The following is a 26,174-nucleotide window of genomic DNA, read 5'->3' as shown; positions in this document are numbered from 1 at the left end:
AGGCTTAGTGGTTCTAAGTCGAGCTTTGCCAACGCGGCAATGGACAGCATGGGTCAAATCCGAAGGACGTCTTGACGCCGCGAAGGTGGATTTAAGTGGTCCTGACCCTAGGCCATAAGCTGATAGCAAAGCTTTACTTCATTCGCGGGACCACGCCGTATTGGCATGGATAGAAGTTTGAACGATACAACAGCATCGCCAATGGGCAGCGTGATGACATCGCCGATGGCGATGGGCAGGCTACCCTTTTCCACCCGGCGACCGTTGACCCGGATATGCCCGGTCTCCGCCCAATTTTGGGCAAGCGTCCGGCTCTTGGCAAATCGCAGAAAGAACAGAAGTTTATCGATCCGCAAATTCGCCCCGACCCTACAGCTTAAGCCCCTTTAGCGCCGCCAATTGCAACGCAAGGGATGATGGTTGGGCAGTTTGCTTTGCGGCAACGGGTGCGCGCTCGGGTTTGGCTTGTTGTTTGACCTGTGGTTGACCCGTTGCGCGGGATGCCTGGTGTTGCGGCTTGGCGCGTGGCTGACGCTGTTCGGGCGGGCGCGGCTTTGGAAGGCCAACCCAGCGCCAATGCGTCAGGGTAATGGCCTCCGGCTCCGCTGCTGGCGGCGCGGCGGCCTCTGGGGCGCTCGCTTCGGGTTCCGCGGGAACCGCCGCCTCTAGTTTTTCAGGTTCGGACGTCCGCGCGACATCTTCTGCAACAACCTCAATTGCCTCAACCACATTATCAGCAACAGTCTCAGGCACAACTTGCGGCTCGATCGCCTTCTCCGCCGGGCGGAAGCCAGCATCACGCATCAGGGCCTTTAATCCGGCTTCGCTGATGCCCAGCGACGTGGCGAACGCCATGTCCATGCCAAACAGATTACCCTGCCCGCGTGCTTCATGTGCTTTTTTGATAACCCGTTCGGCCAGGTCAATGCGGACATATTCGTCGCCAATCCGGCGATAGCCTGCATTGCGCGCTTCGGAGGCATTGGCAAAATTCCACGCCTTCAAATGCACCGCGCTTTCGGGCGGAAGTTCGGGCATCGTGCGGTTGTCGCGCGCCGCAAATAATGCTGCACGCCATTTGGCCGCCGCTGGCTTCAGCGCGGCATGGTGATAAATATCGAGCGCGCCAAAGACGATGCCGCCCTTACGCGCTGCGCCGCGTGCTTCCTTAGGCAATGCCGCAATCGCATCGGCCAAATAATGCCGACCGGCTATGCCGCCTTCGTCTGCCAATCGCACGGCAAGCGCGCGGACATTGCCGTCGACATCTGCTTGCTGGGCGAGTTCCAATAGCCCGACTATGCCGCCCATGGCCTTCGCCAATTGCGCTGCAATCCAGCCTTCGGCCCGCGTGGTAATCTCGCGCAACGCGTCGCCTTCAAGGCCAGCAACCGCCTTCACCGGCGTAAATGCAGGTTGAAGCAGTGTCCGCCCCTTGGTCAGCGCACCCAATATTTCGCCCTGCCAGAAAATTGCGGGCTTGCCTTCTCCATCGGCTGCGAGCGAGAATTCGCTATCCTCTGCCATGCTTACGTCCTTTGCCTTTTGTCTCAAATATGCTGCCAAATGTCGTTCGGCGGCGGCCAATAACAGCTTACGGTCACTTGCTTTGGCCGCCGGGTCAACCCGAAAGGCGAAACCCTGTAAAGTTCCAATGTCCTCCCCATCGACCAGAACACGGTTGTCGGCTTGAATGTCCACAGGCAATAAACCGACGTCTTTCGCGCTTTTCCGCAGCAGCATGGATGTGCGTTTATCGACAAATCGCTGGCGCAATGCATCGTGCAACGCGTCGGACAGTTTTTCCTCCAACGCGCGTGCGCGTTCCGCCATGGCGGGCGGATTGGTCAACCAATCGCTCCGATGGGCGATATAAGTCCATGTCCGCACCGCCGCGATTCGCGCCGAAAGCGTATCGACATCGCCTTGGATATTGTCGAGCCGCGCGAGTTCGCTGGCATAGACGCCTTGTGGAATGACACGGTCATTTTGTCCCAGATATTGCCATAAAGACGCAACGAATCGGCTGTGATGCTCCTCGCCCATTTGCCGGAAGTCAGGCAAGCACGCGACCTCCCAAAGACGGGCAACGTCCACCTGATGGCGGATGAGCGCTTTCACATCGGGCATTTCCGCCAAGCGTTTCAGCACCAACAGGTCGATGACCTTCGGCGCAGGCAATAGCCCCGGACGATGTGGCTTCTTCTCCAAATCCGCTATCAGCGTCGCGATATCGTTAAAACGCGGATTGGCTTCGCGCCAATACAACCAATCCAGACGCGGAAAACTGTGCCCCTCAATCGCCAACACTTCTTCCGGCGTGAATTCGCTGCCCTCGCCAGCCAATGTCCCGAAACTACCATCGCGCTGGTGCCTGCCAGCACGTCCAGCAATCTGCGCCATTTCGGCGACGGTCAAGCGGCGGCGGCGCGAACCGTCGAATTTGGACAGGCTGACGAATGCGACATGCGCGACATCAAGGTTCAACCCCATGCCAATGGCGTCGGTCGCAACGAGATAGTCCACCTCGCCCGATTGGAACATCGCGACTTGGGCATTTCGGGTACGCGGTGACAACGCCCCCATAACGACCGCCGCGCCACCGCGCATACGGCGCAATGTTTCGGCGACCGCATAGACCTGTTCTATCGAGAAAGCGACAATCGCTGACCTTTTGGGCAAACGCGACAGCTTCTTCGCCCCAGCATAGCTCAATGTCGAAAAACGCGGACGGGAGATGATTTCAGCATCGGGCAGCAACGAACGGATAATCGGGCGGAGACTTTCCGAGCCCAGGATCATCGTTTCCTCCCGGCCGCGCGCATGCAATATCCGGTCGGTAAAAATATGCCCGCGTTCGGGGTCGGCACCCAATTGCGCTTCGTCGATGGCGACGAAGGCAAATTCCTTCTGAATGGGCATGCTTTCAACGGTGCAGCAATACCAGCGGGCTTGCGGCGGTTCGATCCGCTCTTCACCCGTGATTAAAGCAACATTCTGCACGCCCTTCATGGCGACAACGCGGTCGTAAATTTCCCGCGCCAGCAAGCGTAAAGGAAACCCGATCATCCCGCTGGAATGCGCGCACATCCGTTCGACAGCAAGATGCGTCTTACCCGTATTGGTTGGGCCTAAAATGGCCGTGAGGGCGGAACGGACTGGGGGCAAATTTACATCAGTTGGCCATCAAAGCTGCGGCGAGTTCCTTCAATGGCACGTCGGTATCGGCCAATTGTTCAGCCGAGGGCGACAGTCCTTCGGTCACGAACAAGCGGCCTTGGACATAGTCCTTGGTCGCGTTGACGCAGTCGAGCGCAATAACTTTACCGGCCTTCAGATAGACCAAAGAGAAGCTGCGGGTGTCAGGGTCTCCGCGCAACACCGTGGAATCATAACCCGCGCTGATGCCTACCGTTTGCAGGCGCAAATCATATTGGTTGGACCAGAACCATGGCACCGCATGATATTGCGTCAACGCACCAGTCAGGCTTTTGGCCACGGCATTCGCCATATCATTGGCGTTCTGCACAGATTCAACGCGCATAACGTGGCCGCCTGCAAAATCATTGGCATGGGCCGCGCAGTCGCCAATGGCATAGATGTCAGGCAATGACGTCCGGCAATAGGCATCGACATCAACTCCGGCCCCGCCCGCCGCGCCCGCGTTCAGTAAAGGCGCGACAGCAGCAATAATACCAATACCGACAATGACCATTTGGGCGGGGATCACTTCGCCATCGGCCAAACGCACACCGGTGACAAAATCATCGCCCTGGATGCCACGTATTTCAACACCCAGGCGCACATCAACACCATGCGCGCGATGCTCGGCCTCGTAAAAGCGCGATAGGGGCTCGCCAGCAACCCGCGCCAACACGCGGTCCATCGCTTCCAGCACAGAGACTTTCTTGCCCATTTTACAGAGCACAGCCGCCGCCTCAAGTCCGATATACCCGCCACCCACAATCGCGACCTCCGCAACATCATCGAGGCCGTCCAGCATCCCGTCCACATCCGCGCGCGTGCGCACAACGTGCATCCCGGGCAGATTACCGCCCTCAACGGGCAATGGCCGCGGACTGCCGCCAGTCGCCCAAATCATGTTGCCATAGGAAATGGCCGCCCCGTCAGACAGTGTCACCTTATGGGCAGATGGATCGACCACCTCAACGCGCAATCCCAATAGCATATCGACGCCGCGCTCCGCCCAAAAAGCCGCCGGCCGGATCATGATGCGTTCAAACGCTTTATCGCCCGCGAAATAGTCTTTCGACAAAGGCGGGCGCTCATAGGGATATTCAGGCTCAGCGTTCACCACGCCGATGCTACCGTCATATTTGGCCTGCCGTAACGCAATCGCGGCCTGCGCGCCGCCGTGGCCGCCACCGACAATAAGAATATCATAATGCATCAGTGCAGATTCGCTCGCTTAACAAACATCTATTGAGCGGTAGGCAAAAGGTCGCCCACTGGCTAGTCCTATGCTTGCAGCATATGCAATTAACTGGCAAAGCAAGGCCATGACAAGCATGACATTAGACTTTGCCCTTGGCGATAATGCCGACATGATCCGCGAAACGACGAAGCGTTTTGCTACCGACAAAATCGCGCCGCTCGCGACCAAAATTGACGCGGATGACTGGTTCCCGCGCGATGAACTTTGGCCCGCCATGGGCGAACTCGGTTTACATGGAATTACCGTCGATCCGACCGATGGCGGCCTTGGTCTTGGCTATTTGGAGCATGTTGTCGCGGTCGAAGAAGTCAGCCGTGCCTCTGCCTCTATTGGCTTGTCCTACGGCGCGCATTCCAACCTGTGCGTCAATCAGATCGCACGCTGGGCCACGCCTGAGCAAAAGGCGAAATATCTGCCTAAGCTTATTTCCGGCGAACATGTCGGCAGCCTTGCCATGTCCGAAGCGGGCGCTGGCTCCGATGTTGTGTCGATGAAGCTCAAGGCTGAAGCGGTTCAAGGCGGTTATATCCTGAACGGCACCAAATTTTGGATCACCAACGCGCCTTATGCCGACACTTTGGTTGTCTATGCCAAGACCGCGCCAGAAGCGGCGTCGCGTGGTATCACCGCGTTTCTGATTGAAAAAGGCATGGAGGGTTTTTCCATTGGCCAGAAAATCGATAAAGTCGGGATGCGCGGTTCGCCCACGGCGGAACTGGTGTTCAACGATTGCTTCGTATCCGACGAACAGATGATGGGCCCGTTGCATGGCGGGGTTGGCGTATTGATGTCCGGCCTAGATTACGAACGCGTTGTGCTCGCCGGACTTCAGCTTGGCGTGATGCAGGCCTGCTTGGATGTGGTCCTGCCTTATGTGCGCGAACGCAAGCAATTCGGTAAGCCCATTGGCAGTTTCCAGCTTATGCAGGCGAAGGTCGCCGACATGTATGTGGCGCTCAATTCTGCCCGCAGCTATGTCTACAATGTCGCGCGCGCATGTGACGCGGGGCAGACCACGCGCTTTGATGCGGCGGGCGCAATCCTGCTTGCCAGTGAAAGCGCGGTGAAGGTCGCTGGCGAAGCGATTCAGGCCCTCGGCGGCGCTGGCTATACCAAGGATTGGCCAGTCGAGCGCTATTGGCGCGATGCAAAATTGCTCGACATTGGTGCGGGCACAAATGAAATTCGGCGGATGCTGATTGGCCGGGAGCTGATCGGAGCGGCTGGATGAGCGCATTGGTCGGTAGCCTTTTATGACCGCACGTCCCGTCCTGGGCGTCATCGCCTGCAATCGCATGGTCGGTAGCGAGGTCGCCCAAGCCGTCATGAACCGCTATATTTGCGCGGCCATGACCTATGCCGATGTTGCGGCGTTGATCATCCCTTCCCTGCCCGACCTGATGACCGCCGCAGACGTCGCGCCGCGCATAGACGGCATATTGCTGACGGGTAGCCCATCGAACGTCGCAACGCGGCTTTATGACGAAGATGGCGGCGACGGCCCGTTTGACGAAGGTCGCGACGAGATCGCGCTGTCGATGGTGGACCGGATGATCGATGCGCAAAAGCCGGTATTTGGCATTTGCCGTGGTTTTCAGGAAATCAACGTCGCCTTGGGCGGAAGCTTACGCCGCGACACCAGTGTTAATGATGCCCTGCTTCGCCACCATGCGCCGGATGATGTCGCCTTTGACGCGATGTTTGACCATCGCCATGCGGTCGATCTTACCGATGGCGGCATACTGGCGGGCGCTTATGCCAAAAGCGCATTGAACGTAAACTCGGTTCATTATCAAGGGATTGGTCGCTTGGCAGATGGTCTACAAGTCGAAGCCCGCGCGCCGGATGGCTTGGTGGAGGCCTATAGCGCACGGCCCAACGGCGCGCCTTTGCTCGCGGTGCAATGGCACCCCGAATGGGGCACAGAAAATGATCCGGATTCGCAAACCTATTTCCACCTTTTGGGAAAGGCGTTAAGAGGCGAACTGTGAACAAAACAGTGACCCGATATAATCGCTATCAAGCGCGGATAGGCTTTTCGCCCTGAGGGCAGATTTGGGCGCCGCCTATCGCTCCCCTCCCGCAAGCGGGAGGGGCTGGGGGTGGGCCTGCAACGGCTAAATTAAATAGCTCGCCTGCGGCTCCCACCCTCCCCTAACCCCTCCCGCTTGCGGGAGGGGAATATTCAGGAGACCTTTTCATGCCACGTAATTACGACATCGCCGAACTACGCCGTTTGGACATCGCCCACCATCTGCCCGCGCAAGCCGATTGGCAGGAAATAGAGGATCTGGGCGGCAGCCGGATCATAACCCATGCCGAAGGCTGTTATATTCATGATGGCGACGGCAACCGCATATTGGACGGCATGGCTGGCCTGTGGTGCGTCAATGTCGGCTATGGCCGTGACGAATTGGCCGAGGTCGCGCGCGAACAAATGCGTGAGCTGCCATATTATAACAGCTTCTTCAAAACCGCGAACGCGCCCGCGATCATGCTGGCGGACAAGATTGCCAGCCTAACAGGTGGCCGCCTACCGCATGTGTTTTTCAACAGCTCCGGCTCCGAAGCCAATGACACCATATTGCGGATGGTCCGCCATTATTGGCAAGTGAAGGGCGAACACAGTCGCACTATCATCATCAGCCGCCATAATGCCTATCACGGCTCCACGGTCGCGGGCGTCAGCATGGGCGGGATGAAGGCGATGCACGGCCAAGGCTTCCCCGCGCCGGGCATACTGCCGATGGCTGGAATTGAACATGTGCGTCAGCCTTATCATTATAATGAAGGCCGCGACATGACGCCGGAGGATTTCGGCACGGCATGTGCGCAAGCCATTGAAGACAAGATATTAGAGGTCGGCCCTGAAAATGTCGCAGCCTTCATTGGCGAACCTGTACAAGGCGCTGGCGGCGTCATCATCCCACCTGCCAATTACTGGCCGCAGGTCGAGGCGATTTGCCGCAAATATGGGATATTATTGGTCTGTGATGAAGTTATTTGCGGCTTTGGGCGTACCGGCAACATTTGGGGCCATGAAACCATGGGCATCCAGCCCGACATTATCGCGATGGCCAAGGGGCTATCGTCTGGTTATCTGCCCATCTCCGCTGTCGCAGTAAGCGCGGAAATCATCAAAGTGATGAAGACCGGCGGCGATTTCGTCCATGGATATACCTATTCGGGCCACCCGGTCGCGTCCGCCGTTGCCTTACGCAATATCGAGATCATGGAACGCGAAGGCCTGGTCGATAGGGTCCGCAATGAAACTGGGCCATATCTCGCCAAGGCACTGGCCCCCTTGCGTGACCACCCGCTGGTCGGCGAAGCCCGCTCCATCGGCTTGCTTGGCGCGGTCGAGATTGTGGCGGACAAGGCAACAGGCGCGCGCTTTGGCGGCGCAGAGGGCACAGCAGGCCCGATGGTCCGCGATATCTGCATCCGCAATGGCCTGATGGTGCGCGGTATCCGCGACAGCATCGTGATGTGCCCGCCGCTGATTATCAGCACTGCCCAAATTGACGAGCTTGTCGGCATCATTCACAAATCGCTCGATGAAGCAGAGCCGAAATTGCGGGCGATTGGGTAATGGCGAATAAGGAACCGCAGCCCTTTGACCTACAGCGAGAAGTTGTTCTTACACCGCTAACGTCACCCTGAACTTGTTTCAGGGTCTATCCTGCCTCGTGACCAAAGGGTTTCTGGAAAAATGGACCCTGAAACAAGTTCAGGGTGACGGCGATATTGAGGGTAACGGCGATGACGGGGGGAGTGACAAGAGTGGCGCACAAGCCCTTTCCGCATGCTGAACGCGTTTCCGCATCTGCTCGGATCCCGCTTGCAATGTAGGATTTCATTTGAGAGAATCGCCGCGCTGGCAAAAGGCTGGCATGGCTCTTTCTCAGCATGAAGAATATCCTGTAATCGCCACGCACCGCATCGTTTTAGGTGAGACTTTAGTGTGACTTTCCAAATTCGGTCACTCTGTTTGAGACGTATAAAACCCAACTGGACAAATGACGACCAGTCACTATCGAAGGCTTCTATGACATCACCAATGCTCCAACGCGCCTTCATTACGGCGGCCCTCACCCCTGCCCTGCTCTTGGCAGTTGCGCCTGCTTCAGCAGCGGCGCAGGTAGCGGCAAAGCCAAAAAATCCCGTGCTCACCTGCAGTGTCAAAACACCAGAGGGCCTGTCCTACACAGTCATCAAGCCGGGCAATGGTGATCGGCCAAATGCCGAGTCCAAGGTCACTGTGAATTATAAGGGCATGCTGACCGCAGACGGCACCGAATTTGATTCCGGCCAAGCTGCCCAATTCCCCGTTGGCGGCGTCATTCCCGGATTTGCACAGGGGCTGCAACTGATGCAGCCGGGCGGCAGCTACCGCCTCTGCATCCCTGCGGCGCTTGGCTATGGCGCAGCGGGAACTGGCCCCATCCCGGCCAATGCCGATCTGGTGTTTGAGGTTGATCTGCTCTCCTTCACCAACCCGCCACCAAAACCCGTCATTCCCGCCGCCGAACGCACTTGTTCGCAATCCACCGCGACGGGCCTCGGTTTCGAAATCGTGAAATCCGCCACGGGCAAAAAGCCAACCGATGGCGACATGGCTTTGGTCGACTTCACCATCTTCGACGCCGCGACCGGCCTAGTGCAGCAAAAACGCGAATGGGAGAAAATCCCGTTGAACCAAGCATCGCCGATCTTCAGCGAAAGCCTGAAAATGATGCAGACAGGGTCAACTTATCGTTTTTGCATGCCTAAAGCCGCAGACGGATCGCCGCAAAGCAACATCATCGTCACATTGATCGATTTGAGGCCAGCGCCAAGCGGTGACAATTGAGAACGAGGCCTCTAGCTCAACAAAACAACCGGGCTGTCGGCGCGCCAGTGCATGCTGACCTTGTCGCCCCAGGTAAAATCGTCCTGGTCATGGCGGGACAGGTTGGGGCGGCTGACGCGGATGATTTGGCCGCCTTCAAGGTGAATATCGTATAAAGTGACATCGCCAAGATAGCTCATGCCCTTAATCGTACCGCGCGCCAGATTGTGGCCGTCGGGCGCGTCTTGGGCCGCAGCGCGGACGGCTTTGCCTTCGCCGGGAACGTGCAGATAGATCTTTTCGGGCCGCAACGCGATCCAGACATTTGCTCCATGGGGGCCAGTGACACCGTGGTTCAGGTAAACCTTACCAAGGCCCGGGCAATCGACGGCAGCCTTATCGGGTTCATCCAGCGTCAGCGTGCCTTCAAATATGTTCACCGAACCCACGAAATCCGCAACAAAGCGGTTGGCGGGATATTCGTAAAGATCCGATGGTGGCGCGAGTTGCGCGACTTCGCCTTTATTGATCACGGCAACACGGCTTGCCATCGACAGCGCCTCGTCTTGGTCATGGGTGACGGTGACGAAGGTAATACCGACCTTATCCTGCAAATCCGCCAGTTCAAATTGCATTTGCGCACGCAGTTTGGCGTCAAGCGCGGAGAGTGGCTCATCAAGCAACAAGACCTTGGGCCGCATGACCAAGCTGCGTGCAAGCGCAACGCGTTGCCGCTGCCCACCTGACATTTGGTCGGGCATCCGGTCCTCAAACCCGCCAAGCTTCACCAGCTCCAGCGCTTCGGCCACGCGGTCGCGAATCTCGCCTTTCGATACGCCGGATATGCGCAGGCCATAGCCGACATTATCGGTCACATTCATATGCGGAAACACGGCGTAGCTTTGAAACACCATGTTCACGGGACGCTTATTGGGCGGAACAAGGCTCATATCCTGTCCATCGATCAGGATCTGTCCCTCAGTTGGCAATTCAAACCCGGCGATCATCCGCAACAAAGTCGTCTTGCCGCAGCCTGAAGGTCCAAGCAGAACGAAGAATTCGCCTGCGCGAATATCCAGACTGACATTATCAACCGCCGTCACCCTGCCAAAGCGTTTGGACACATTGCGGATTTGGATGATGGGCTGTTTGGTTTCGGTCATATCAGTGTTCCAACTAAGTCCGTTCGTGTCGAGTAAAGGCGCGCATCTCAATGGGCGTCCGATATGCCCTTCACACCCTGATATTTCAGCGCGACGAAGGTCAGGGCGACAGTGAGAACGATGAGGATGGTCGACGCGGCGTTAACCTCTGGCGTCACCGAGAAGCGGACCATCGAATATACCTTTACCGGGAAGGTAATGGTGTCGGGACCGCTGGTGAAAAAGGTAATGACGAAATCGTCGAGACTGAGCGTGAAGGCGAGCAACGCGCCTGCCACTAAAGATGGCTTTATATGCGGCAGCAGGACATCGCGAAACGCCTGCCACTCCGTCGCGCCAAGGTCCTTTGCCGCCTCTTCCTCTTCATTGTTAAAACTCGCCAGCCGCGCGCGCACGACCATAGCGACAAAGGGAAAGCAGAAAGTAATATGCGCAATGGTAATCGCAGACAGGTTGAGCGGCCATGGCAGATCAGTTGGCCAATCGACCTTGGCGAAAAAGATCAAAAACGCGACGCCCAGGCATATTTCGGGAACGATGATCGGCAAGGACATGGTACCTTCGACCAGCCCCTTGAATGGAAAACGAAAGCGCCAGAGCATGACCGCAGCCAGCGCGCCTATGACCAGGCTGACGATCGTCGCCAAAAACGCGATGGTAAGCGAATTGACCATCGCTTCGACCAGGCTGTCATTGTTCAGCGCCTTTTCATAATATTTAAGCGTGAAACCTTTCCACATCACGTTGCGCTTGCTGTCGTTAAAGCTGAAAATCATCAGGACGATAAGCGGCGCATAGAGGAACAGCATGGTCAACCCGACCCAACTGCGCATCCAAAGCTTGCGGGTATATTCAAGCGGGGCGATCGCGGTGCGGGTAAACATCAGCGCACCTCCTTCACTTTGTTCGACCGCATCGATTGCAGCGCAATCAAAATGAACATTGCGTAGATGAGCAAGAAGGACAAAGCCGCGCCAAACGGCCAGTCATTGGCGCGCTTGAACTGCCGTTCGATAACATTAGCAATCATCTGGCTATCGGTGCCGCCCATAAGGTCGGGCGTCAGATATGCCCCCAATGCCGGGATGAGCGTTATCATAACGCCGGCAACAATACCGGGAGCCGCGAGCGGCACCACGACTTGCATGAAGGTTTTGAAATGGCCTGCGCCCAAATCAAGGCTGGCCTCAATCAGGCTTTTATCCAGCCGGTCGAGCGCCGAATATAACGGCAATACCATGAAGGGCAGGTGCACATAGACCAGCCCCAATACGACCGCGAAATTATTGTAGAGCAACTGCACAGGCGTCCAAGCCTCAAGCGGTTGCATGCCCACCAATGTGCGCAACCAGCTTGCGCCCTCCCACAGCCCACCCAGCCCCTTGTTCATATAGCCGTTGGTGCCCATCAACGCCATCAGGGCATATGTGCGGATCAACAGATTGGTCCAAAACGGCAGCATGATGCCGAGCAGCAGCCAAGGCCGCCATTTCGGCGCAACAAAGGTAATGGCCATTGCCACGGGAAATCCAATGATGAGGCAAATCAACGTCGTGAGCGCCGCCACCGCAAGGCTTTTCAGGAAGATCGAAAGATACAGCCACTCGGTCGCGCGTTTGTAATTGTCGAGCGTGCCGGAAATATCAATGTCGGCTGGACCAGCATTCTGCCCAAAGCTGTAGAGCCAGACGATGGTCATGGGCGCGATGAAGAACAGGGCAAGCCAGAACACCGGTGCCGAGGCAACGGCGGCAAAAGGTTTCTTCTGGCTTTTCCAGTCCTGCAACGGCCCTGACATTAATTAAGCCGCCCGAACGCGGGTGAACGCCTCCTCATATTTCGGCTGCAACTCTGGATTGAATTTGGCATATTCGCATTTCGCCAGAACCGCCGCAGGCGGGAAAATGACCTGATTATTTTTATAATCATCGGGCATCAACGCCTTTGCTGCGTCATTGGGTGTTGGATAGAGGATTGTCTCGGTTATCTTCTTACCCGCTTCGGCTTCCAGCAAATAGTTAATGAAAGCATGGGCATTTTTCGGATGCGGCGCACCCTTTGGAATGCACAGATTGTCGGAATTTAGCTGGCTGCCTTCCTTGGGAATGACAAAGCCAATGTCGGGGTCTTCAACCATCGCCTGCGCAATGTCGCCATTATATTCAAGGACAAGATCGACCTCGCCCTTCAGCAACAGATCCTGCCCATTGTCTTCATGGAACGATTTAATGTTCGGCTTTTGCTTGATCATCATCGCTTCAATCATTTTCAGATCAGCGTCGGTCAAGCCATTGACCGATTTACCCAGATATTTGCCATAAAGCCGGAACATGTCGCCAGCCTCGGACAGCACGGCAATGCGGCCCTTATATTGGTCACTGTCAAACAGGACTTTCCAGCTATCCGGCACCGACTTCACCTTGGACTTGCGATAACCAATGCCAAGCGCCAGCCATGTGTAAGGCATAGAAAATTTGCGCGCAGGATCATAAGGCACATCCTGATAATCAGGGGCAATATTCTTGAAATTGGGGATCTGCGCCTTGTCGAGTTCAACCAGCATATCCGCAGCGGCCATGCGCTCAACAAAGTCATTCGACGGTACGATGACGTCATAGCCTTGGTTACCAGCGCGCAGCTTGGCGAACAATTCGTCGTTACTGGCGAACAAAGTCATGTTCACGTCAACGCCGGCGCTGTCCTTGTAATCTTCCAACGTGGTCTCACCAATATAGGTGTCCCAGTTATAAAAGTTCAGCTTGGCCTCTTCGCCATTGGCAAGCTTTGCCGCCTCTTTCTCGCCACATCCAGCAAGCGCACCAGTCAGCGAGAAGCCAACCGCCGCAACGCCCATGCCTTTCAGCATAAAGCGTCGATTGCTACCTGCGTGCAAAAAGGTCTTAAAATCCATGGCCAATCTCCCTCTGAGTCCCCGTCTGTGAGGCGTTTATGCTGGACTAATATCCAGACTTAGAAAAGCCCCTTTTTTCCATATTTTGCGGCGCAATTTAATTGTTTTACACCGCAACAAAACTATTTCGCGCGCGGCGTTACCTCTGCATCAACCGCCGCTTGAACAGCCTTGTAAAAGGCTTCCCGCTGCGCACCCACCGTGTTGGGGTCAGTTGCCTTGGGCCAGTTACTGTTCGATGCGATCACAAGGTTACGCTTTGGGTCAATGAAGATGCCCTGCCCGAAAATGCCTTGGGCGGCGTAACTGCCGTCGTCATAAGTCCAATATTGATAGCCATAGCCCTTACCGGGCATACCGATGTCGGCTTGCTTGCTCGTCGCTGGCGCGATCCAGTTGTCGGGCAAGATGCTTGCGCCCTTGACCTTTGCTCCGCCCAGCATGAACACGCCAAAACGTGCATAATCGCGCGTCGATGCCTGAATGCAGCAACCGCTGATCTCGTGCCCGGTCGCACCCAACAGCCAGCTTGCGTCCTGTTCCATGCCAAATGGCGCCCATTGCTTCTCGGACAAATAAGCGGACAAGGTCTTCTTTGTGGCGGAGCTGACCAACACGCCAATCAAATTGGTTTCGCCGGTTTTATAGACCCATTTTGTACCAGCAGGCGCCTCACGCCGCAATTTGCGCATGTAGCTGACGGTCACGTCCATGCCGTTTTCGGCCTTATGTGTGTTAAACAAAGCGACGTCGGACTTGGGGTCCCCATAATCCTCATTCCATTTGACGCCAGACGTCATCGTGAGCAATTGTTCGATGGTTACGTCATCATACGCCGAGCCTTTCAGATCAGGTATATAGGCCGAAACCTTGTCATCGATGCTTCTGATATAGCCGTCTTTTATCGCCGCACCGACCAAAGTGGAGGTGAATGATTTCGCGACAGAGAAGCTCGTCCATTTACCCTCTGCGCCAAAACCGAGACCATATTTTTCCATCCGCACTTTGCCATCCTGAATGATGACCAACCCCGCGGTGCGTTGCGCCTTCATATAGGCGTCGACATCCGTTGCGATCGTCAGCGGCGCGCCCTTGGGCAAAGGATATACCTCGTCGCCTTTCGCAATGACATTGGCTTTAGCAAGGATGGGGATCCGATCAATCATACGAAACGCGGCGTCGCGTTGCTCTACGCTCCAGAACAGCACGTTAGCATCCGTCGGCAGGCTGGACAGGAGCGCTTTCATATCCTTGTCCGCGCTGACCCAGAAACCGCCCGCTGCCGATGACATGACCAGCAAAAACCCGAATATCCATTTTTTCATCCTGCTCCCCCCAATTTACCTTATGCCTAAAGTGACCTTTGCGACATTACCTTTGCAACATTACCTTCGCAACATTGATGCCGCGCCGCTCGGATCCACTTCTGCAATACATCAGATAATAACGCCAAAGCGAAGTAAATTTATCGCTAAAGCCGGTTGGTAAATTCATCGTGCGAACAACAGCAGTCATTGCGAAAGACCATAGCGCGCCTTATGTACATAATACACGCCCCTTAAGGGCTGGATTTCTAGGCATTATGCCAAGTGGAGGAGTTCGTTAGATGCGTATAACCTTTTTGAAATTTCTTCTGGTGCCCGTTGCTGCGGCGTCCTTAGCCGGATGCGGTATCAACAGCGTTCCGACGGCTGAAGAAAATGCCAAGGCGAAGTGGGCCGATGTGCAAGCCGCGTTTCAAGAGCGCGCTAACCTTATTCCCAACCTAGCCAATATCGTTAAGGGCGCAGCAGCGCAGGAAAACAAGACGCTCACTGAAGTCATACAGGCGCGTGCGCAAGCCACCGCGCCCAACATCCAGGTCAACCCTGACGACTTAAGCAATCCTGCAAAGATGGCCGCGTTTCAGGCCGCACAAAATCAATTGTCGGGCAGCCTGTCGCGCTTGCTCGTTTCGGTCGAGCAATATCCGCAGTTGAAAAGCCAGGAAGGCTATTTGAAATTGCAGGACCAGTTGGAAGGTCAGGAAAACCGCGTGCGTATTACGCTGCGCGATTATAATGAAGCGGTGCGCGGCTATAACACCACCATTCGCACATTCCCCGATATCATTGGCGCAAAAATCATCCACGGCGCAAAGCCGATGGTTCCCTATCAAGCCACAACACAAGGTGCCGAGACCGCACCAACGCTAGATATGGCGCCCGCGGCCTAAGGCTAATTTAGGGAATTGAACATGAATAAGGCCCTTGGCCTCATGATTGCGCTGCTGCTGGCCCTTACCGGCCAAGCAGCAGTTGCGCAGGATTTTCCCAAACTGACTGGCCGTGTGGTGGATCAGGCGAACCTGCTTGACCCACAGCAAGAGGCCGCGCTCACTGCCAAGTTGGCGGGGCTGGAAACCCGCACCAAGCGTCAGTTGGTAGTAACAACGCTGAACAGCCTCGAAGGCTATGAGATTTCCGATTATGGCTACCGGCTTGGCCGCGCATGGGCACTGGGTCAGGATGGCAAAGGCGAAACTGAGAAGGACAATGGCGCAATCCTGATCATTGCGCCTAATGAACGCAAAATGCGGATTGAGGTGGGCTATGGGCTGGAGCCAGTTCTAACCGACGGTCTGTCCTCCAGTATCATCCGCAACGACATCACGCCGCGTTTTAAAGACGGTGATTATGTCGGTGGCATCAATGCGGGCGTTGACCGCATCGTCACACAGTTGGAGCTACCCGCCGATGAAGCCGCCAAGATAGCCAACGCAGCGCAGGAATCGCGCGGGCGCGATGAGGGCGTTCCTTTTGGAGCGATCATATTCGTTCTGTTCCTGATCTTCTTCGTATTCCTACCGATGTTCCGTTCCATGAATGGTGGCGGGCGCAAGCACCGGCGCGGCGGCATGGGTCCTGTGATCATCTGGGGAGGCGGTGGCGGCTTCGGCGGTGGCGGCGGCGGCTTTGGAGGTGGCGGCTTTGGCGGCGGAGGCGGCAGCTTCGGCGGCGGCGGTGCGTCGGGTGGCTGGTAGGAACGTTTGATATGAACATACATAAAATCAGCCAAATGAGCGCAGCCGACCATGTGCTGGTAACAGCAGCGGTCGCCGATGCCGAACAACACACTAGCGGCGAAATCGTTACGATTGTGACGGACCTTTCGGACCATTATGACGATATTGCAATGGCTTGGGCAAGCGCGGTCGCGTTCCTTGCGCTGGTGATCTACGCGACCTTTCCTGAATTTTACATCGGTCTAATTACCCGTCTTTCGGGTGGCTGGGGTCATGAATATACAACGGGTGAATATGTCGCACTGCTGGTGACCGCAGTTGCGTTGAAATGGGTCGGAACTTGGTTGATCCTGAAATGGACACCCTTGCGCATGGCGCTCACGCCAAAAGCCACGAAACTGGCCCGCGTGCGCAACCGTGCGATCAGTCTTTTTAAGGTTGGAACGGAGTCAAAGACACAGGCCCGAACCGGCGTTTTATTGTATCTTTCGATGAAAGAGCATCGCGCGGAAATCGTCGCGGACGAAGCCATTGCTTCCAAAGTTGCGCCAGAGGTTTGGGGTGACGCAATGGTCGCCTTGCTGGATCAGGTGAAGGCCGGGAATCCAGGCGCTGGTGTCGCGGCAGCGGTGGCGCAAATGGGCGTGGTTTTGGCCGAACATTTCCCCAAGGGCAGCAATAATCCTAACGAACTACCCGACAGGCTCATCGAATTATGATGAAACAAGACGAGGAAGAAACCGTGATGTGGCAAGGGCGCTTCATCACGGCGAAGACGCGCGGAAAATGGGAATATGTCAGCCGTGCGCGCGGCATCAAGGCAGCGGTGATTCTCGCGATGGAAGATGATCATGTCCTGCTCGTCGAACAATATCGCGTTCCGCTTGGCGCGAGCTGCATTGAACTACCCGCTGGCCTGATTGGTGACCATGATGAGGGCGAAGACACATTGGTGTCTGCTGCCCGAGAGCTTGAGGAAGAAACCGGCTATCGCGCCGACCACTTGGAGATCGTTGGCACGTTTTTCTCGTCACCAGGCATGGTCAGCGAAAGCTTTTCACTCGTCCGCGCGCGTGGCTTGACGAAAGTAAGTGAAGGCGGCGGTGTTGACGGCGAAAATATCATCGTCCACCGCGTTGCCTTGGACGACTTGCCGCATTTTGTTCAGGAAAAGCGTGCCGAAGGCTGCGTCATGGACGTCAAGCTGCTGATGCTGCCCGGAATGATCGCTTAACGGAAATTATCCGCATAAGCCTGAAGCTTCAGCGTTTTCGGCGGCGTTGGGATGAAGGTCGCGACAATGCCCTTTTTCTCCGCATAAGCGCGCGCCGCATCCATGCTTGGGAAGGTCAATTGCACCTGCGCTTGCGTATCGCCTGAGCCTGCCCAACCCATCAGCGGGTCGGCTTTGCGTGGTTCTGCCGGCACATATTCCAGCACCCATTCGCGGCGTCCACTGCCCGATTGCATGGCATTTTTAGGGCGTTGAAAGATACGGGCGGACATATTGTATTTCCTGACGGTTATTTCGCCACCGCCTTGCCCGAACAGCATCTGAGTCGTCAAGCGTTCCGGGGCGTATCGCGCGCTTGTGCTTTTTTGGTCTTGAGACTGGCGATGCTTTCCCACGGCGCGTCTGGCCAATTATGCTTTGGATAACGCCCCCGCATTTCTTTGGCGACATCTCGCCAGCTTCCGCGCCAGAATTCGGGAAGGTTTCGCGTTGTCTGAATAGGACGACCTGCAGGCGAGGTTAGGCTGAGAACAAGTGGTATGCGGTCAACGCCCACCAACGGGTGCGTATCAAGGCCGAACAAAGCCTGCACGCGTAATTCGACGGTTGGGCCGGCTTCGGCGGCATAATCGATATTGTGCTCGGTTCCGGCAGGGCTTTTGAACGACGCAGGCGCGATTTGGTCAATGCGGGTCCGCACGTCCCAACCAAGCATATTGTCCAGCGCCTGCACCAAACCCGATGGCGCGACATCACGCAAGCGGCTCACCTTGCCAAGCAAGGGCAGAAGCCACTGTTCCGCGCTGTGCGCCAAAGCGTCGTCGCTGAGCGCCGCAATGCCGGCAAACACCGCACGTTCCCGAAGCGCACGAGCCGAAACTGACCAAGGCAGCACGTCGATCCCGATATCTCGCACAGCGGCTAACAAAGCGTTGGCAACGACTTGCGGGTCGGGTTTTTCAACGCGTCCCTCGCTCAGCACAATCGCGCCAAGCCGCCGCTGCATGCGTGCCTCCACACGGTCTGCGCTTTTGTCGTAAGACAATATTTCCTGACTGACGATTCTATGCGCAAATCGACCCATGATTTCCGGCTCGGTCAGCGCCGCCGCCGACAATATACGCGCGCCCGATGCCGCGCCTTGCACATCGGCCACAGCAAGCCATTCCGCGCGTGCGAGAGGTGATGCTGGGTCAAGCTGAAGCCCGCGACCCATTGCGCTGATCCATTTCTCGCCCCTGGAGTCGCGACGCTTCGTTATGCGCTCAGGAAATGCTGTGGCGATCAGGCCGCCGATGCTCAAGGGCTCGACCCCGCCATTACCGCTACACAGCCGCGCAATACGCTGCGCCAACTTGCGTGCGGCTTCTGCCTTTGGCCCGCGTTCTCGCACGAAGCGTTCATAGCGTGCGTCAATGTCCTCACTTTGCCCGCCCAGACCGCGCTCTTGCATCAGGACTGCCAATATCGCTGCGTCCTCCGCTTGCCCGCTATGGGCGGCGGTCACGACCATATGCGCAAGGTTCGGCGGTAAAGGCAGGTTGGCAAGCGTCGTTCCGTGCGCCGTAATCCGTCCCTGCGCGTCCAATGCGTCCACCGACATCAACAGCTTACGCGCTTGCTGAACGGCGGCAGCAGGTGGCCGATCAAGCCAACGGAGTTTCGCAGGATCATTTTCGCCCCAGCGCGCACAATCGAGCAACACAGGCGCAAGGTCGCTTTCAAGAATCTCGGGCGGGTCGAATGGCGGCAGACCTCCATTGCCCGCCTCCTCCCACAGCCGATAGGCAACCCCGGCCTGTTGGCGCGCGGCACGCCCGGCGCGCTGTGTTGCGGCGGACAGGCTTGCACGCTCGGTGACTAACCGCGTGACGCCAGCCGCTTGGTCAAAGCGCGCGCGTCGTGCAAGGCCGCTGTCTACCACCACACGCACCCCATCAATGGTCAGGCTGGTCTCAGCAATGTTTGTGGCGAAAATGACCTTGCGGCGGCCTTGCGCGTCACGGCGGACCGCAAGCCGCTGGGCCACTGGATCAATCTGCCCATGCAGCCTGTGCACAACGATATCAGATCCGCAATCGCCCAAAGTGTCAAAGGCACGGTCAATCTCGCGCACGCCGGGCAGGAATGCCAATATGTCGCCCTGCTGTTCCGACAGCGCTTGGCGCACTATGCGCACAATATCGGTTTCAATCGGCAGTTCGGTCCTGCGGCCGATATAAAGATATTCCAAAGGCCATCTTTTGCCCTCGCTTTCCAGTACAGGCGCGTTGTCCATCAATATTGAGAAACGGGCACCATCCAAAGTCGCCGACATTGCCAGCAAGCGCAGATCAGGCCGGAAAGCGGCCTGCGCCTCCAACGCCAGCGCGAGGCCGAAGTCGCTATCAATGCTGCGTTCGTGGACCTCGTCAAACAGCACAATAGAAACGCCCGATAATTCGGGGTCGCCAATGATCCGGTTGCGAAAAATGCCCTCTGTCATCACCAATATGCGTGTGCTGGGGCCAACTTTGCTATCGAGCCGTGTCGCGTATCCAACCCGTCCGCCGACCGTTTCGCCCAAATTTTCGGCTATACGTTCCGCCGCCATGCGCGCGGCCAAGCGGCGCGGTGACAGCAACAGGATTTGCCCGTCGCAATATGGCTCATCCAACAAGGCGGGCGCGACCATACTAGTCTTACCCGCGCCAGGCGGGGCGATAAGAACGGCGTTGGGGGCCGCGCGCAACGATGCCAGCAAATCGGGCATCACCGCCATGACAGGCAATGCTTCGGTCATGTTAAGCGCGGACGGCACCGCTTCATCCGTCAATATGCGCGGGCTATTGCGAACTTCACTGCCTCAGTCAGCGCAAATTTGGCTTCGCCTGCGGGGAAATGCGCAATCGCATCTATTGCACGCTGACCATAATGCCGCGCCCGATCCAATGTGTCGTCAATGGCACGATGTGCACGCAACAATGCCCGAGCATGGGCCAAATCGGCGTCACTCACCCGGTTGCCAAGCATCGCGTCGCGCCAGAATTTCTGCTCTTCGGCGTTGCCACGGCAATGCGCGAGAATAACGGGCAGCGTAACCTTGCCATCGCGGAAATCGTCGCCGCTGTCCTTGCCCATGGTCGCGCCGTCGGAGACATAGTCGATGGCATCGTCAACAAGCTGGAACGCAATGCCAAGATTGCGGCCAAAGGCATCCAGCGCCATTTCCTGCGCCTCCCCGCTTTCGGCAACAACCGCAGATATCCGGCACGCCGCCGCAAACAAAGCCGCCGTTTTTGAACCAATGATGTCGAGATATTTTTCCTCAGTCGTCGAAATTTGCCGCTGTGCGGTCAACTGGTGGACTTCGCCCTCTGCAATAACCGCCGACGCATTTGAAAGGATTTTAAGAACCTTGAGCGAACCATCCTCGACCATCAGCTCAAACGACCGGCTGAACAGAAAGTCGCCGACAAGCACAGCCGCTGGGTTCCCGAAAATCAGGTTCGCAGCAGTCTTGCCCCGTCGCATGTCGCTGCCGTCGACAACATCATCATGCAGCAAGGTAGCGGTGTGAATAAACTCTACGGCTGCGGCCAGCTTATGATGACGATCACCAGGATAATCCAGCAACTGCGCGCAGGCCAAGGTAAGCATTGGCCGCATTCGTTTGCCGCCGCCGGCAATTAAATGGCCAGCCAGTTCGGGAATAAGCGGGATTTCGGACTGCATACGGTCAAGAATAACCGCATTGACCTTATTCATACCCAAAGCGACCAATTTCAAGATTGGGTCAAGCGATGGCGCCTGATGTCCGCCGATTTTATGGATAGTTGCCGTCATAACCTGATCGCTGTGACGCGCGCCGCATGGATAGGCAAGTGCAAATGGCGCATTTCCTCTTGTCCGTTGCGGTCAATATCGGCACAGATGGCATCAATGAACGACGCAGACACCCTCGCCCGATTTCGCGACAGCATTGATAATATTGATGCTGCGCTGGTTTTCATGCTCGCCGAGCGGTTCAAGATAACGCAGGCGGTGGGGGAGTTTAAGGCGCAGTCATCGCTGCCACCCGCCGACCCCGCACGTGAAGAGCGGCAGATACAGCGGCTTCGGCAATTGGCACGTGACGCCAAGCTTGATCCTGATTTCACCGAGAAATTCTTGCGCTTCATCATTGACGAAGTCATCCGCCATCATCAGCAAATCCGCGACGGAAGTTAGGGTCAGGACCACTTAAATCCACCTTGGCGGCGTCAAGACGTCCTTCGGATTTGGCCCATACTGTCCATTGCCGCGTTGGCAAGCTTGGACTTAGAACCGCTAAGTCCTGCGCTTGCCGCCTTGCACTGAACAGTATGGCCTCAAACCGCGAAGGTGGATTTAAGTGGTCCCGACCCTAATCAACTTATCGCTTTTGGTAAACGTAGTCTGACCAAAAGTCCGCCGAGATCCTCACTTTTTTCCAACGCGACAGTCCCGCCATAAATTTCGACAACGTCGCGGACGATCGCGAGACCAAGGCCAGTACCGGGCTTGCCAGTATCCAGCCGCGCACCGCGATCAAACAGCCGTTCACGTTCGCTTTCGGGGATGCCTTGTCCGTCATCCTCAATGATCATTTCCACAAAATCGCCAGCATCCTCGACGGTCACAAACACGCTGCCGCCGCCGTATTTGGCCGCGTTTTCGATCAGGTTACCAAGCATTTCATCCAGATCCTGACGTTCCACCCGTGCGGCAATTGCCTTGTCTCCGGCCATATCGAGTCGGACATGCGCATAAAGACGGCCGACCGCGCGCTCCACCGCTTCCAAGCTGCCCCAGACTACCGCGCGGCTGTGGCTGTGGCCCCGGCGGCCAACGGCGCGGGCGCGGGCCAAATGATGGTCCACCTGACGCCGCATCGTTGTGGCTTCGCGAATGACCGTCTCCGATATATCGGGGGCTTGCGCGGTCGCGCTATTCATGATGACCGTTAATGGCGTCTTGAGCGCGTGCGCAAGGTTACCCGCATGACGGCGCGATTCCTCCGCCTGTTTCTCATTATGGTCGAGCAAGGCGTTCAGTTCATTGACCATCGGCATCACTTCGTCGGGCAAGGCATCTGTCACCCGGCTTTCCTCGCCGCTGCGCATTTGCGCGATCGCTTTACGGACGGCACGTAAGGGCCATAGTCCATAAAATGTCTGTAACGCCGCCAAAATGATGAGGCCAAGCGCCAGCAGAAAGAAGCTTGTCACCAATACCGACCGCAATTCCTGAATTTGCGCATCAAGGCTATTGCGGCTCTGCGCCACCATGAATGTCCAAGCGATATCGGAGTCCGGAAGCTTTATGGAGCGCTCTGCGATGCGCAGCGGCTCGTCAGGAAATTCATTACTGTTACGAAAATGAACCGCCTGATCTTTGTGTCCAGCGGGCGGGCTAAGTGCGCGGTCCCACAGCGAGCGAGAGGGAAATGGCATCGCGTCTTTGCCAGTAATTTGCCAGTAAAGTCCGCTGTTGGGCTCGAGAAATCGTTGGTCCCCAAGTGGGCGGTTCATTCGGATTTCGCCGTCAGGGCCGATTTCTGCCGAAGCAATCATCGCGGTTAGGACATATTCGATCTGAGTATCAAAATTCTGTTCGACCGAACTGGTCAACACGCGGTCCAGCGCAGCGCCCCCGCCGATCAGCAAAATCGTAATCCACGCAGCTGCCGTCAGGATCATCCGGCGCGTAAGCGATCCCGTGCTTTGGAATTGGCTGCGCCACGTTGGCGGCTTTGGTGAGGACATAATGGCGACTGGCGGATTCAGCTGACGGGTTCCTCAAGGCTGTAGCCAAGGCCCCTGATCGTTGAAATCACGTCCTGCCCAAGTTTCTTGCGGATGCGGGTCACGAAGACCTCAATGGTGTTAGAATCGCGGTCGAAATCCTGATCATAAATATGTTCGATGAGTTCCGTCCGCGAAACGACCTTGCCCTTGTGGTGCATCAAGTACGACAGCAGCTTATACTCCTGCGCGGTAAGTTTAACCGGCTGCCCGTCAAGCGTCACACGGCCCGAACGTGTATCCAGCCGGACATCGCCTACAGTCAACTCGCTCGACGCATTGCCAGACGCACGGCGGATAAGCGCACGCAATCGTGCAATCAATTCTTCGGTCTGGAACGGCTTGGCGAGATAATCATCGGCACCTGCATCAAGGCCAGCGACCTTGTCCGACCAGCTATCACGTGCCGTCAGCACCAAAACAGGGAATTTCCTGCCTTCCTTGCGCCAGCGGTCAAGAACGGTCAGCCCGTCAATTTCCGGCAGACCAAGGTCAAGGATGACGGCGTCATAATTTTCGGTGAAGCCCATATAATGGCCATCCTCACCATCAACCGAGAGGTCAACAGCGTAGCCAGCGCCTTCAAGCGTTGACTTGAGCTGCTTGCCCAAATTGGGCTCGTCTTCCACGATCAAGATGCGCATGCCGTTCCCTTATATTGTCAATTTTTGTATATCGATGTGGCTAGCAGATTTCTGTGCAGCCACAAAATCCTATCACCGTTGACGTATCACGTTACCTGTTCGAGCATCTACGTCGACGAAGATCACCCGGTCGCGGTTGATGAACTTAAGACGATAGACTTGGGCGACTGGATCATATTCCGGTCCCAGATACTGCATCCCGCGCATTCGTGGCACAATGATTGCCTCGATTTCGGGAAGACGCTTTATCTTCCCCGCCTTCATATCCTCCCGCGCCTCATTCTGTTCGCCCCGACGCGGGTCGGCCGTCACGGGGCTAAGCATCGCGATGCTTGCAAACATAGAGACAAGGACAAGTCGGTGTAACATCCTTGCCCCCTAAGCGTGCGGCATTGAACGCAAAGTGAATGGGGCACCCACTTTTCGCGTCGCATGATGTCCAAAACCCATTATTTTACCATTTCAAATGTGAAGGACATGCTCGCTGCAACGCTGAGTTCGCCCGGCGATATAGGGGTGGTTTTTTCCGCTGCGGCGTCCATCGAACGCACAACCATTGGCATTGGTGTAAACCCCCGTCCCTGATCATTTTCTTCGACGCGCAGCACACGGATATCATTGTAACCCGCCTTGCGTGCCAAGCTGCGCGCACGGTTCATCGCCGAAGCCCACACCTTATCCCGGGCGGCTTCCTGAAATCTGCTGTCGTCATCAATTCCGAAGCTGGGTCCATTGAAATTGGTCGCGCCATCCACCGCAAGCGCATCAAGGAACGCGCCAAGCTTGTTCAAGTCGCGCAGCTTAGCATTGACCATGTTCGATGCCTGATAGCCCTTAAAAATCTGCTGCCCGTCGCGATAGTCAAATTGCTGATTCAAATTGATTTGTGTGGTCTGGATATCACGATCAGCAATGCCAAGCGTCTTCAGCCGCGCAACAACAGATGCCATTTGCAGATTATTGGCGCGGACCGCGGCGCTTGCCGTTGGTGCCATTGTTTGAACGCCCGTTGAAAATGTGGCGATGTCCGGAGGGGTTTCGACCGTTTCTGAGATCGTTAGGTCAATGACCGGATTGGCGGTGGTAACATGCACCTCAGTCGCCATCGCGCCACTGGCCATCATTCCGCCGGTCACCAGCATCGCTGCCAAAATCAATTTACGCATGTGAAACTCCCATTTTATGCCAACCATTTATATTGCTGTTCGGCGTGCCCAATCCATATAGGCATGGCGAAGCTGAACGGTTACCGAACCGGGTTGGCCGTTGCCGATTATATGCCCGTTAATCTGCACTACGGGCATCACAAAGCCTGAGGCGGACGACACAAAGGCCTCGGCGGCTTGCTCCGCCTCGTGAACCGAAAAAGGCCGCTCTTCTATGTGTTGTGCCACAAGCGGAAGCACGGATGCACGGGTAATGCCGTGCAAGATTTCGCGGTTAAGTGGGTGTGTGACCAAAATGCCCTCATGCGTGATGATATGCGCGTTTTGCGCGCTGCCTTCGGTAATCCAGCCATTGCGTTCCATCCACGCGTCGTCCGCGCCGCGTGCCATAGCTTCGTTTTTCATCATGGACGCATACAGCAACTGCGTTGTTTTGATGTCCGCCCTGCCCCAACGCAAATCAGGCATCGTCACTACGCGAAGCCCGCGAAGCGCCACCGGGTTGTCCGCAAGCGTGCGCGATTGCGTAAAGGCAAGAACCGTGGGCGTCGTGTCGGCGGGCGGAAACACAAAATCTCGGTCTTCAGGCGTGCCGCGCGTGACCTGCCAATAGATCATGCCTTCTTCGACATGATTACGCGCAACCAGTTCGCGGCAGATGGCGAGCCAGTCGTCGGCGCCTGGTGCGCCGATGATGCCGATTTCTTTGAGCGATCGGGCGAGGCGTTGCACATGGCCGTCGAAATCAACGAGTTTGCCGTCGAGTACCGAGACGACCTCATAGACTGAGTCCGAAAACAGGAAACCACGGTCGAACACCGACACCTTGCCTTCGGTTTCGGGGATGTAGCTTCCGTTGAGATAGATAGTGCGCATGTGAGGGCTTTGCTTGAAGCATCAGCCATCGTCAACATCCACATTGTCATTTCCGCGAAAACGGGAATGACAAAATATGCTGATT

Annotated in this window: 25 protein-coding genes; 9 read left to right on the top strand and 16 right to left on the bottom strand. The window is 56.4% G+C overall.

Annotation, left to right across the window (positions count from 1 at the left end; all coding sequences use genetic code 11):
- Positions 1–107: 107 nt before the first annotated feature.
- The 3 genes from HEQ34_RS06575 to HEQ34_RS06565 all read right to left on the bottom strand — a co-directional run bounded on the left by HEQ34_RS06575 (position 108) and on the right by HEQ34_RS06565 (position 4,411).
- Complete coding sequence (locus tag HEQ34_RS06575; RefSeq protein ID WP_296198953.1) at positions 108–356, bottom strand: S4 domain-containing protein; 249 nt, start codon at positions 354–356, stop codon at positions 108–110.
- A gap of 13 nt (positions 357–369) precedes the next feature.
- Positions 370–3,069: a helicase-related protein gene (locus tag HEQ34_RS06570; RefSeq protein WP_296198951.1), complete on the bottom strand. Its 2,700-nt coding sequence runs from the start codon at positions 3,067–3,069 to the stop codon at positions 370–372.
- Positions 3,070–3,175: 106 nt separating this feature from the next.
- Positions 3,176–4,411 (bottom strand): FAD-dependent oxidoreductase, encoded by a 1,236-nt coding sequence (locus HEQ34_RS06565; RefSeq protein ID WP_296198949.1) that lies wholly within the window; start codon positions 4,409–4,411, stop codon positions 3,176–3,178.
- 109 nt (positions 4,412–4,520) lie between these two features.
- Between HEQ34_RS06565 and HEQ34_RS06560 the strand changes: the two genes are divergently transcribed.
- The 4 genes from HEQ34_RS06560 to HEQ34_RS06545 all read left to right on the top strand — a co-directional run bounded on the left by HEQ34_RS06560 (position 4,521) and on the right by HEQ34_RS06545 (position 9,308).
- The gene (locus tag HEQ34_RS06560) at positions 4,521–5,687 is read left to right on the top strand and encodes an isovaleryl-CoA dehydrogenase (RefSeq protein ID WP_296198947.1); all 1,167 of its coding nucleotides are present in this window, start codon (positions 4,521–4,523) and stop codon (positions 5,685–5,687) included.
- 22 nt (positions 5,688–5,709) lie between these two features.
- Positions 5,710–6,447 (top strand): gamma-glutamyl-gamma-aminobutyrate hydrolase family protein, encoded by a 738-nt coding sequence (locus HEQ34_RS06555; RefSeq protein ID WP_296198945.1) that lies wholly within the window; start codon positions 5,710–5,712, stop codon positions 6,445–6,447.
- 209 nt (positions 6,448–6,656) lie between these two features.
- Positions 6,657–8,048, top strand: a complete 1,392-nt coding sequence (locus HEQ34_RS06550) for an aspartate aminotransferase family protein (protein ID WP_296198943.1) — start codon at positions 6,657–6,659, stop codon at positions 8,046–8,048.
- A gap of 456 nt (positions 8,049–8,504) precedes the next feature.
- A complete protein-coding gene (locus HEQ34_RS06545; protein WP_296198941.1) occupies positions 8,505–9,308 on the top strand; it encodes an FKBP-type peptidyl-prolyl cis-trans isomerase in 804 nt (267 codons plus the stop codon).
- 11 nt (positions 9,309–9,319) lie between these two features.
- Here HEQ34_RS06545 and HEQ34_RS06540 read toward each other — a convergent pair whose 3' ends face one another.
- The 5 genes from HEQ34_RS06540 to HEQ34_RS06520 all read right to left on the bottom strand — a co-directional run bounded on the left by HEQ34_RS06540 (position 9,320) and on the right by HEQ34_RS06520 (position 14,686).
- Positions 9,320–10,450 carry an ABC transporter ATP-binding protein gene (locus HEQ34_RS06540; RefSeq protein WP_296198938.1) on the bottom strand — a complete coding sequence of 377 codons (1,131 nt, stop codon included), beginning with the start codon at positions 10,448–10,450 and terminating at the stop codon, positions 9,320–9,322.
- A 47-nt stretch (positions 10,451–10,497) separates the two neighbouring features.
- A complete protein-coding gene (locus HEQ34_RS06535) occupies positions 10,498–11,334 on the bottom strand; it encodes an ABC transporter permease (RefSeq protein WP_296198936.1) in 837 nt (278 codons plus the stop codon).
- Entirely contained in the window at positions 11,334–12,248 is a 915-nt protein-coding gene (locus HEQ34_RS06530; RefSeq protein ID WP_296198932.1) for an ABC transporter permease, read from the bottom strand. The genes HEQ34_RS06535 and HEQ34_RS06530 overlap by 1 nt, the downstream gene beginning before the upstream one ends.
- A gap of 3 nt (positions 12,249–12,251) precedes the next feature.
- Entirely contained in the window at positions 12,252–13,361 is a 1,110-nt protein-coding gene (locus HEQ34_RS06525; RefSeq protein ID WP_296198931.1) for a spermidine/putrescine ABC transporter substrate-binding protein, read from the bottom strand.
- A gap of 122 nt (positions 13,362–13,483) precedes the next feature.
- Positions 13,484–14,686, bottom strand: a complete 1,203-nt coding sequence (locus HEQ34_RS06520; RefSeq protein ID WP_296198928.1) for a serine hydrolase — start codon at positions 14,684–14,686, stop codon at positions 13,484–13,486.
- Between the two features lie 281 nt (positions 14,687–14,967).
- Here HEQ34_RS06520 and HEQ34_RS06515 point away from each other — a divergent pair, with 281 nt between their 5' ends.
- Genes HEQ34_RS06515 through HEQ34_RS06500 form a run of 4 tightly spaced genes read left to right on the top strand, consistent with a single transcriptional unit; the run spans position 14,968 to position 17,599 of the window.
- Entirely contained in the window at positions 14,968–15,576 is a 609-nt protein-coding gene (locus HEQ34_RS06515) for a LemA family protein (protein ID WP_296198926.1), read from the top strand.
- Positions 15,577–15,597: 21 nt separating this feature from the next.
- Positions 15,598–16,383 carry a TPM domain-containing protein gene (locus tag HEQ34_RS06510; RefSeq protein WP_296198924.1) on the top strand — a complete coding sequence of 262 codons (786 nt, stop codon included), beginning with the start codon at positions 15,598–15,600 and terminating at the stop codon, positions 16,381–16,383.
- An 11-nt stretch (positions 16,384–16,394) separates the two neighbouring features.
- Positions 16,395–17,084 (top strand): hypothetical protein, encoded by a 690-nt coding sequence (locus HEQ34_RS06505; RefSeq protein WP_296198921.1) that lies wholly within the window; start codon positions 16,395–16,397, stop codon positions 17,082–17,084.
- Positions 17,081–17,599 (top strand): NUDIX hydrolase, encoded by a 519-nt coding sequence (locus HEQ34_RS06500; RefSeq protein ID WP_296198919.1) that lies wholly within the window; start codon positions 17,081–17,083, stop codon positions 17,597–17,599. The genes HEQ34_RS06505 and HEQ34_RS06500 overlap by 4 nt, the downstream gene beginning before the upstream one ends.
- On the opposite strand, the gene HEQ34_RS06495 is transcribed toward HEQ34_RS06500, so the two are convergent.
- Genes HEQ34_RS06495 through HEQ34_RS06485 form a run of 3 tightly spaced genes read right to left on the bottom strand, consistent with a single transcriptional unit; the run spans position 17,596 to position 21,424 of the window.
- A complete protein-coding gene (locus tag HEQ34_RS06495) occupies positions 17,596–17,871 on the bottom strand; it encodes an ETC complex I subunit (RefSeq protein ID WP_296198917.1) in 276 nt (91 codons plus the stop codon). The two genes, HEQ34_RS06500 and HEQ34_RS06495, sit on opposite strands and share 4 nt — an antisense overlap.
- Before the next feature lie 56 nt (positions 17,872–17,927).
- Positions 17,928–20,381, bottom strand: coding sequence for an ATP-dependent helicase HrpB (gene hrpB, locus HEQ34_RS06490; RefSeq protein ID WP_296198915.1), 2,454 nt, complete (start codon positions 20,379–20,381; stop codon positions 17,928–17,930).
- A 29-nt stretch (positions 20,382–20,410) separates the two neighbouring features.
- A complete protein-coding gene (locus HEQ34_RS06485) occupies positions 20,411–21,424 on the bottom strand; it encodes a polyprenyl synthetase family protein (RefSeq protein ID WP_296198913.1) in 1,014 nt (337 codons plus the stop codon).
- A gap of 96 nt (positions 21,425–21,520) precedes the next feature.
- Between HEQ34_RS06485 and HEQ34_RS06480 the strand changes: the two genes are divergently transcribed.
- Positions 21,521–21,808, top strand: a complete 288-nt coding sequence (locus HEQ34_RS06480; RefSeq protein ID WP_296198911.1) for a chorismate mutase — start codon at positions 21,521–21,523, stop codon at positions 21,806–21,808.
- Positions 21,809–21,987: 179 nt separating this feature from the next.
- On the opposite strand, the gene HEQ34_RS06475 is transcribed toward HEQ34_RS06480, so the two are convergent.
- From HEQ34_RS06475 to HEQ34_RS06455, 5 genes are all read right to left on the bottom strand, one after another.
- Complete coding sequence (locus tag HEQ34_RS06475) at positions 21,988–23,298, bottom strand: HAMP domain-containing sensor histidine kinase (RefSeq protein ID WP_366934845.1); 1,311 nt, start codon at positions 23,296–23,298, stop codon at positions 21,988–21,990.
- 83 nt (positions 23,299–23,381) lie between these two features.
- Positions 23,382–24,047, bottom strand: coding sequence for a response regulator transcription factor (locus HEQ34_RS06470; protein WP_296198906.1), 666 nt, complete (start codon positions 24,045–24,047; stop codon positions 23,382–23,384).
- Between the two features lie 72 nt (positions 24,048–24,119).
- Positions 24,120–24,416: a PepSY domain-containing protein gene (locus HEQ34_RS06465; protein WP_296198904.1), complete on the bottom strand. Its 297-nt coding sequence runs from the start codon at positions 24,414–24,416 to the stop codon at positions 24,120–24,122.
- An 80-nt stretch (positions 24,417–24,496) separates the two neighbouring features.
- On the bottom strand, positions 24,497–25,213 hold the full coding sequence (locus tag HEQ34_RS06460) for an SIMPL domain-containing protein (protein ID WP_296198902.1): 717 nt from the start codon (positions 25,211–25,213) through the stop codon (positions 24,497–24,499).
- Between the two features lie 27 nt (positions 25,214–25,240).
- Positions 25,241–26,089, bottom strand: a complete 849-nt coding sequence (locus tag HEQ34_RS06455) for a D-amino-acid transaminase (protein ID WP_296198899.1) — start codon at positions 26,087–26,089, stop codon at positions 25,241–25,243.
- Positions 26,090–26,174 lie beyond the last annotated feature (85 nt).

Source organism: Sphingorhabdus sp. (genome assembly GCF_023910635.1).
In the GTDB taxonomy this organism is placed as follows: domain Bacteria; phylum Pseudomonadota; class Alphaproteobacteria; order Sphingomonadales; family Sphingomonadaceae; genus Sphingorhabdus_B.
This window is presented reverse-complemented; position numbering and strand designations above follow the sequence as displayed.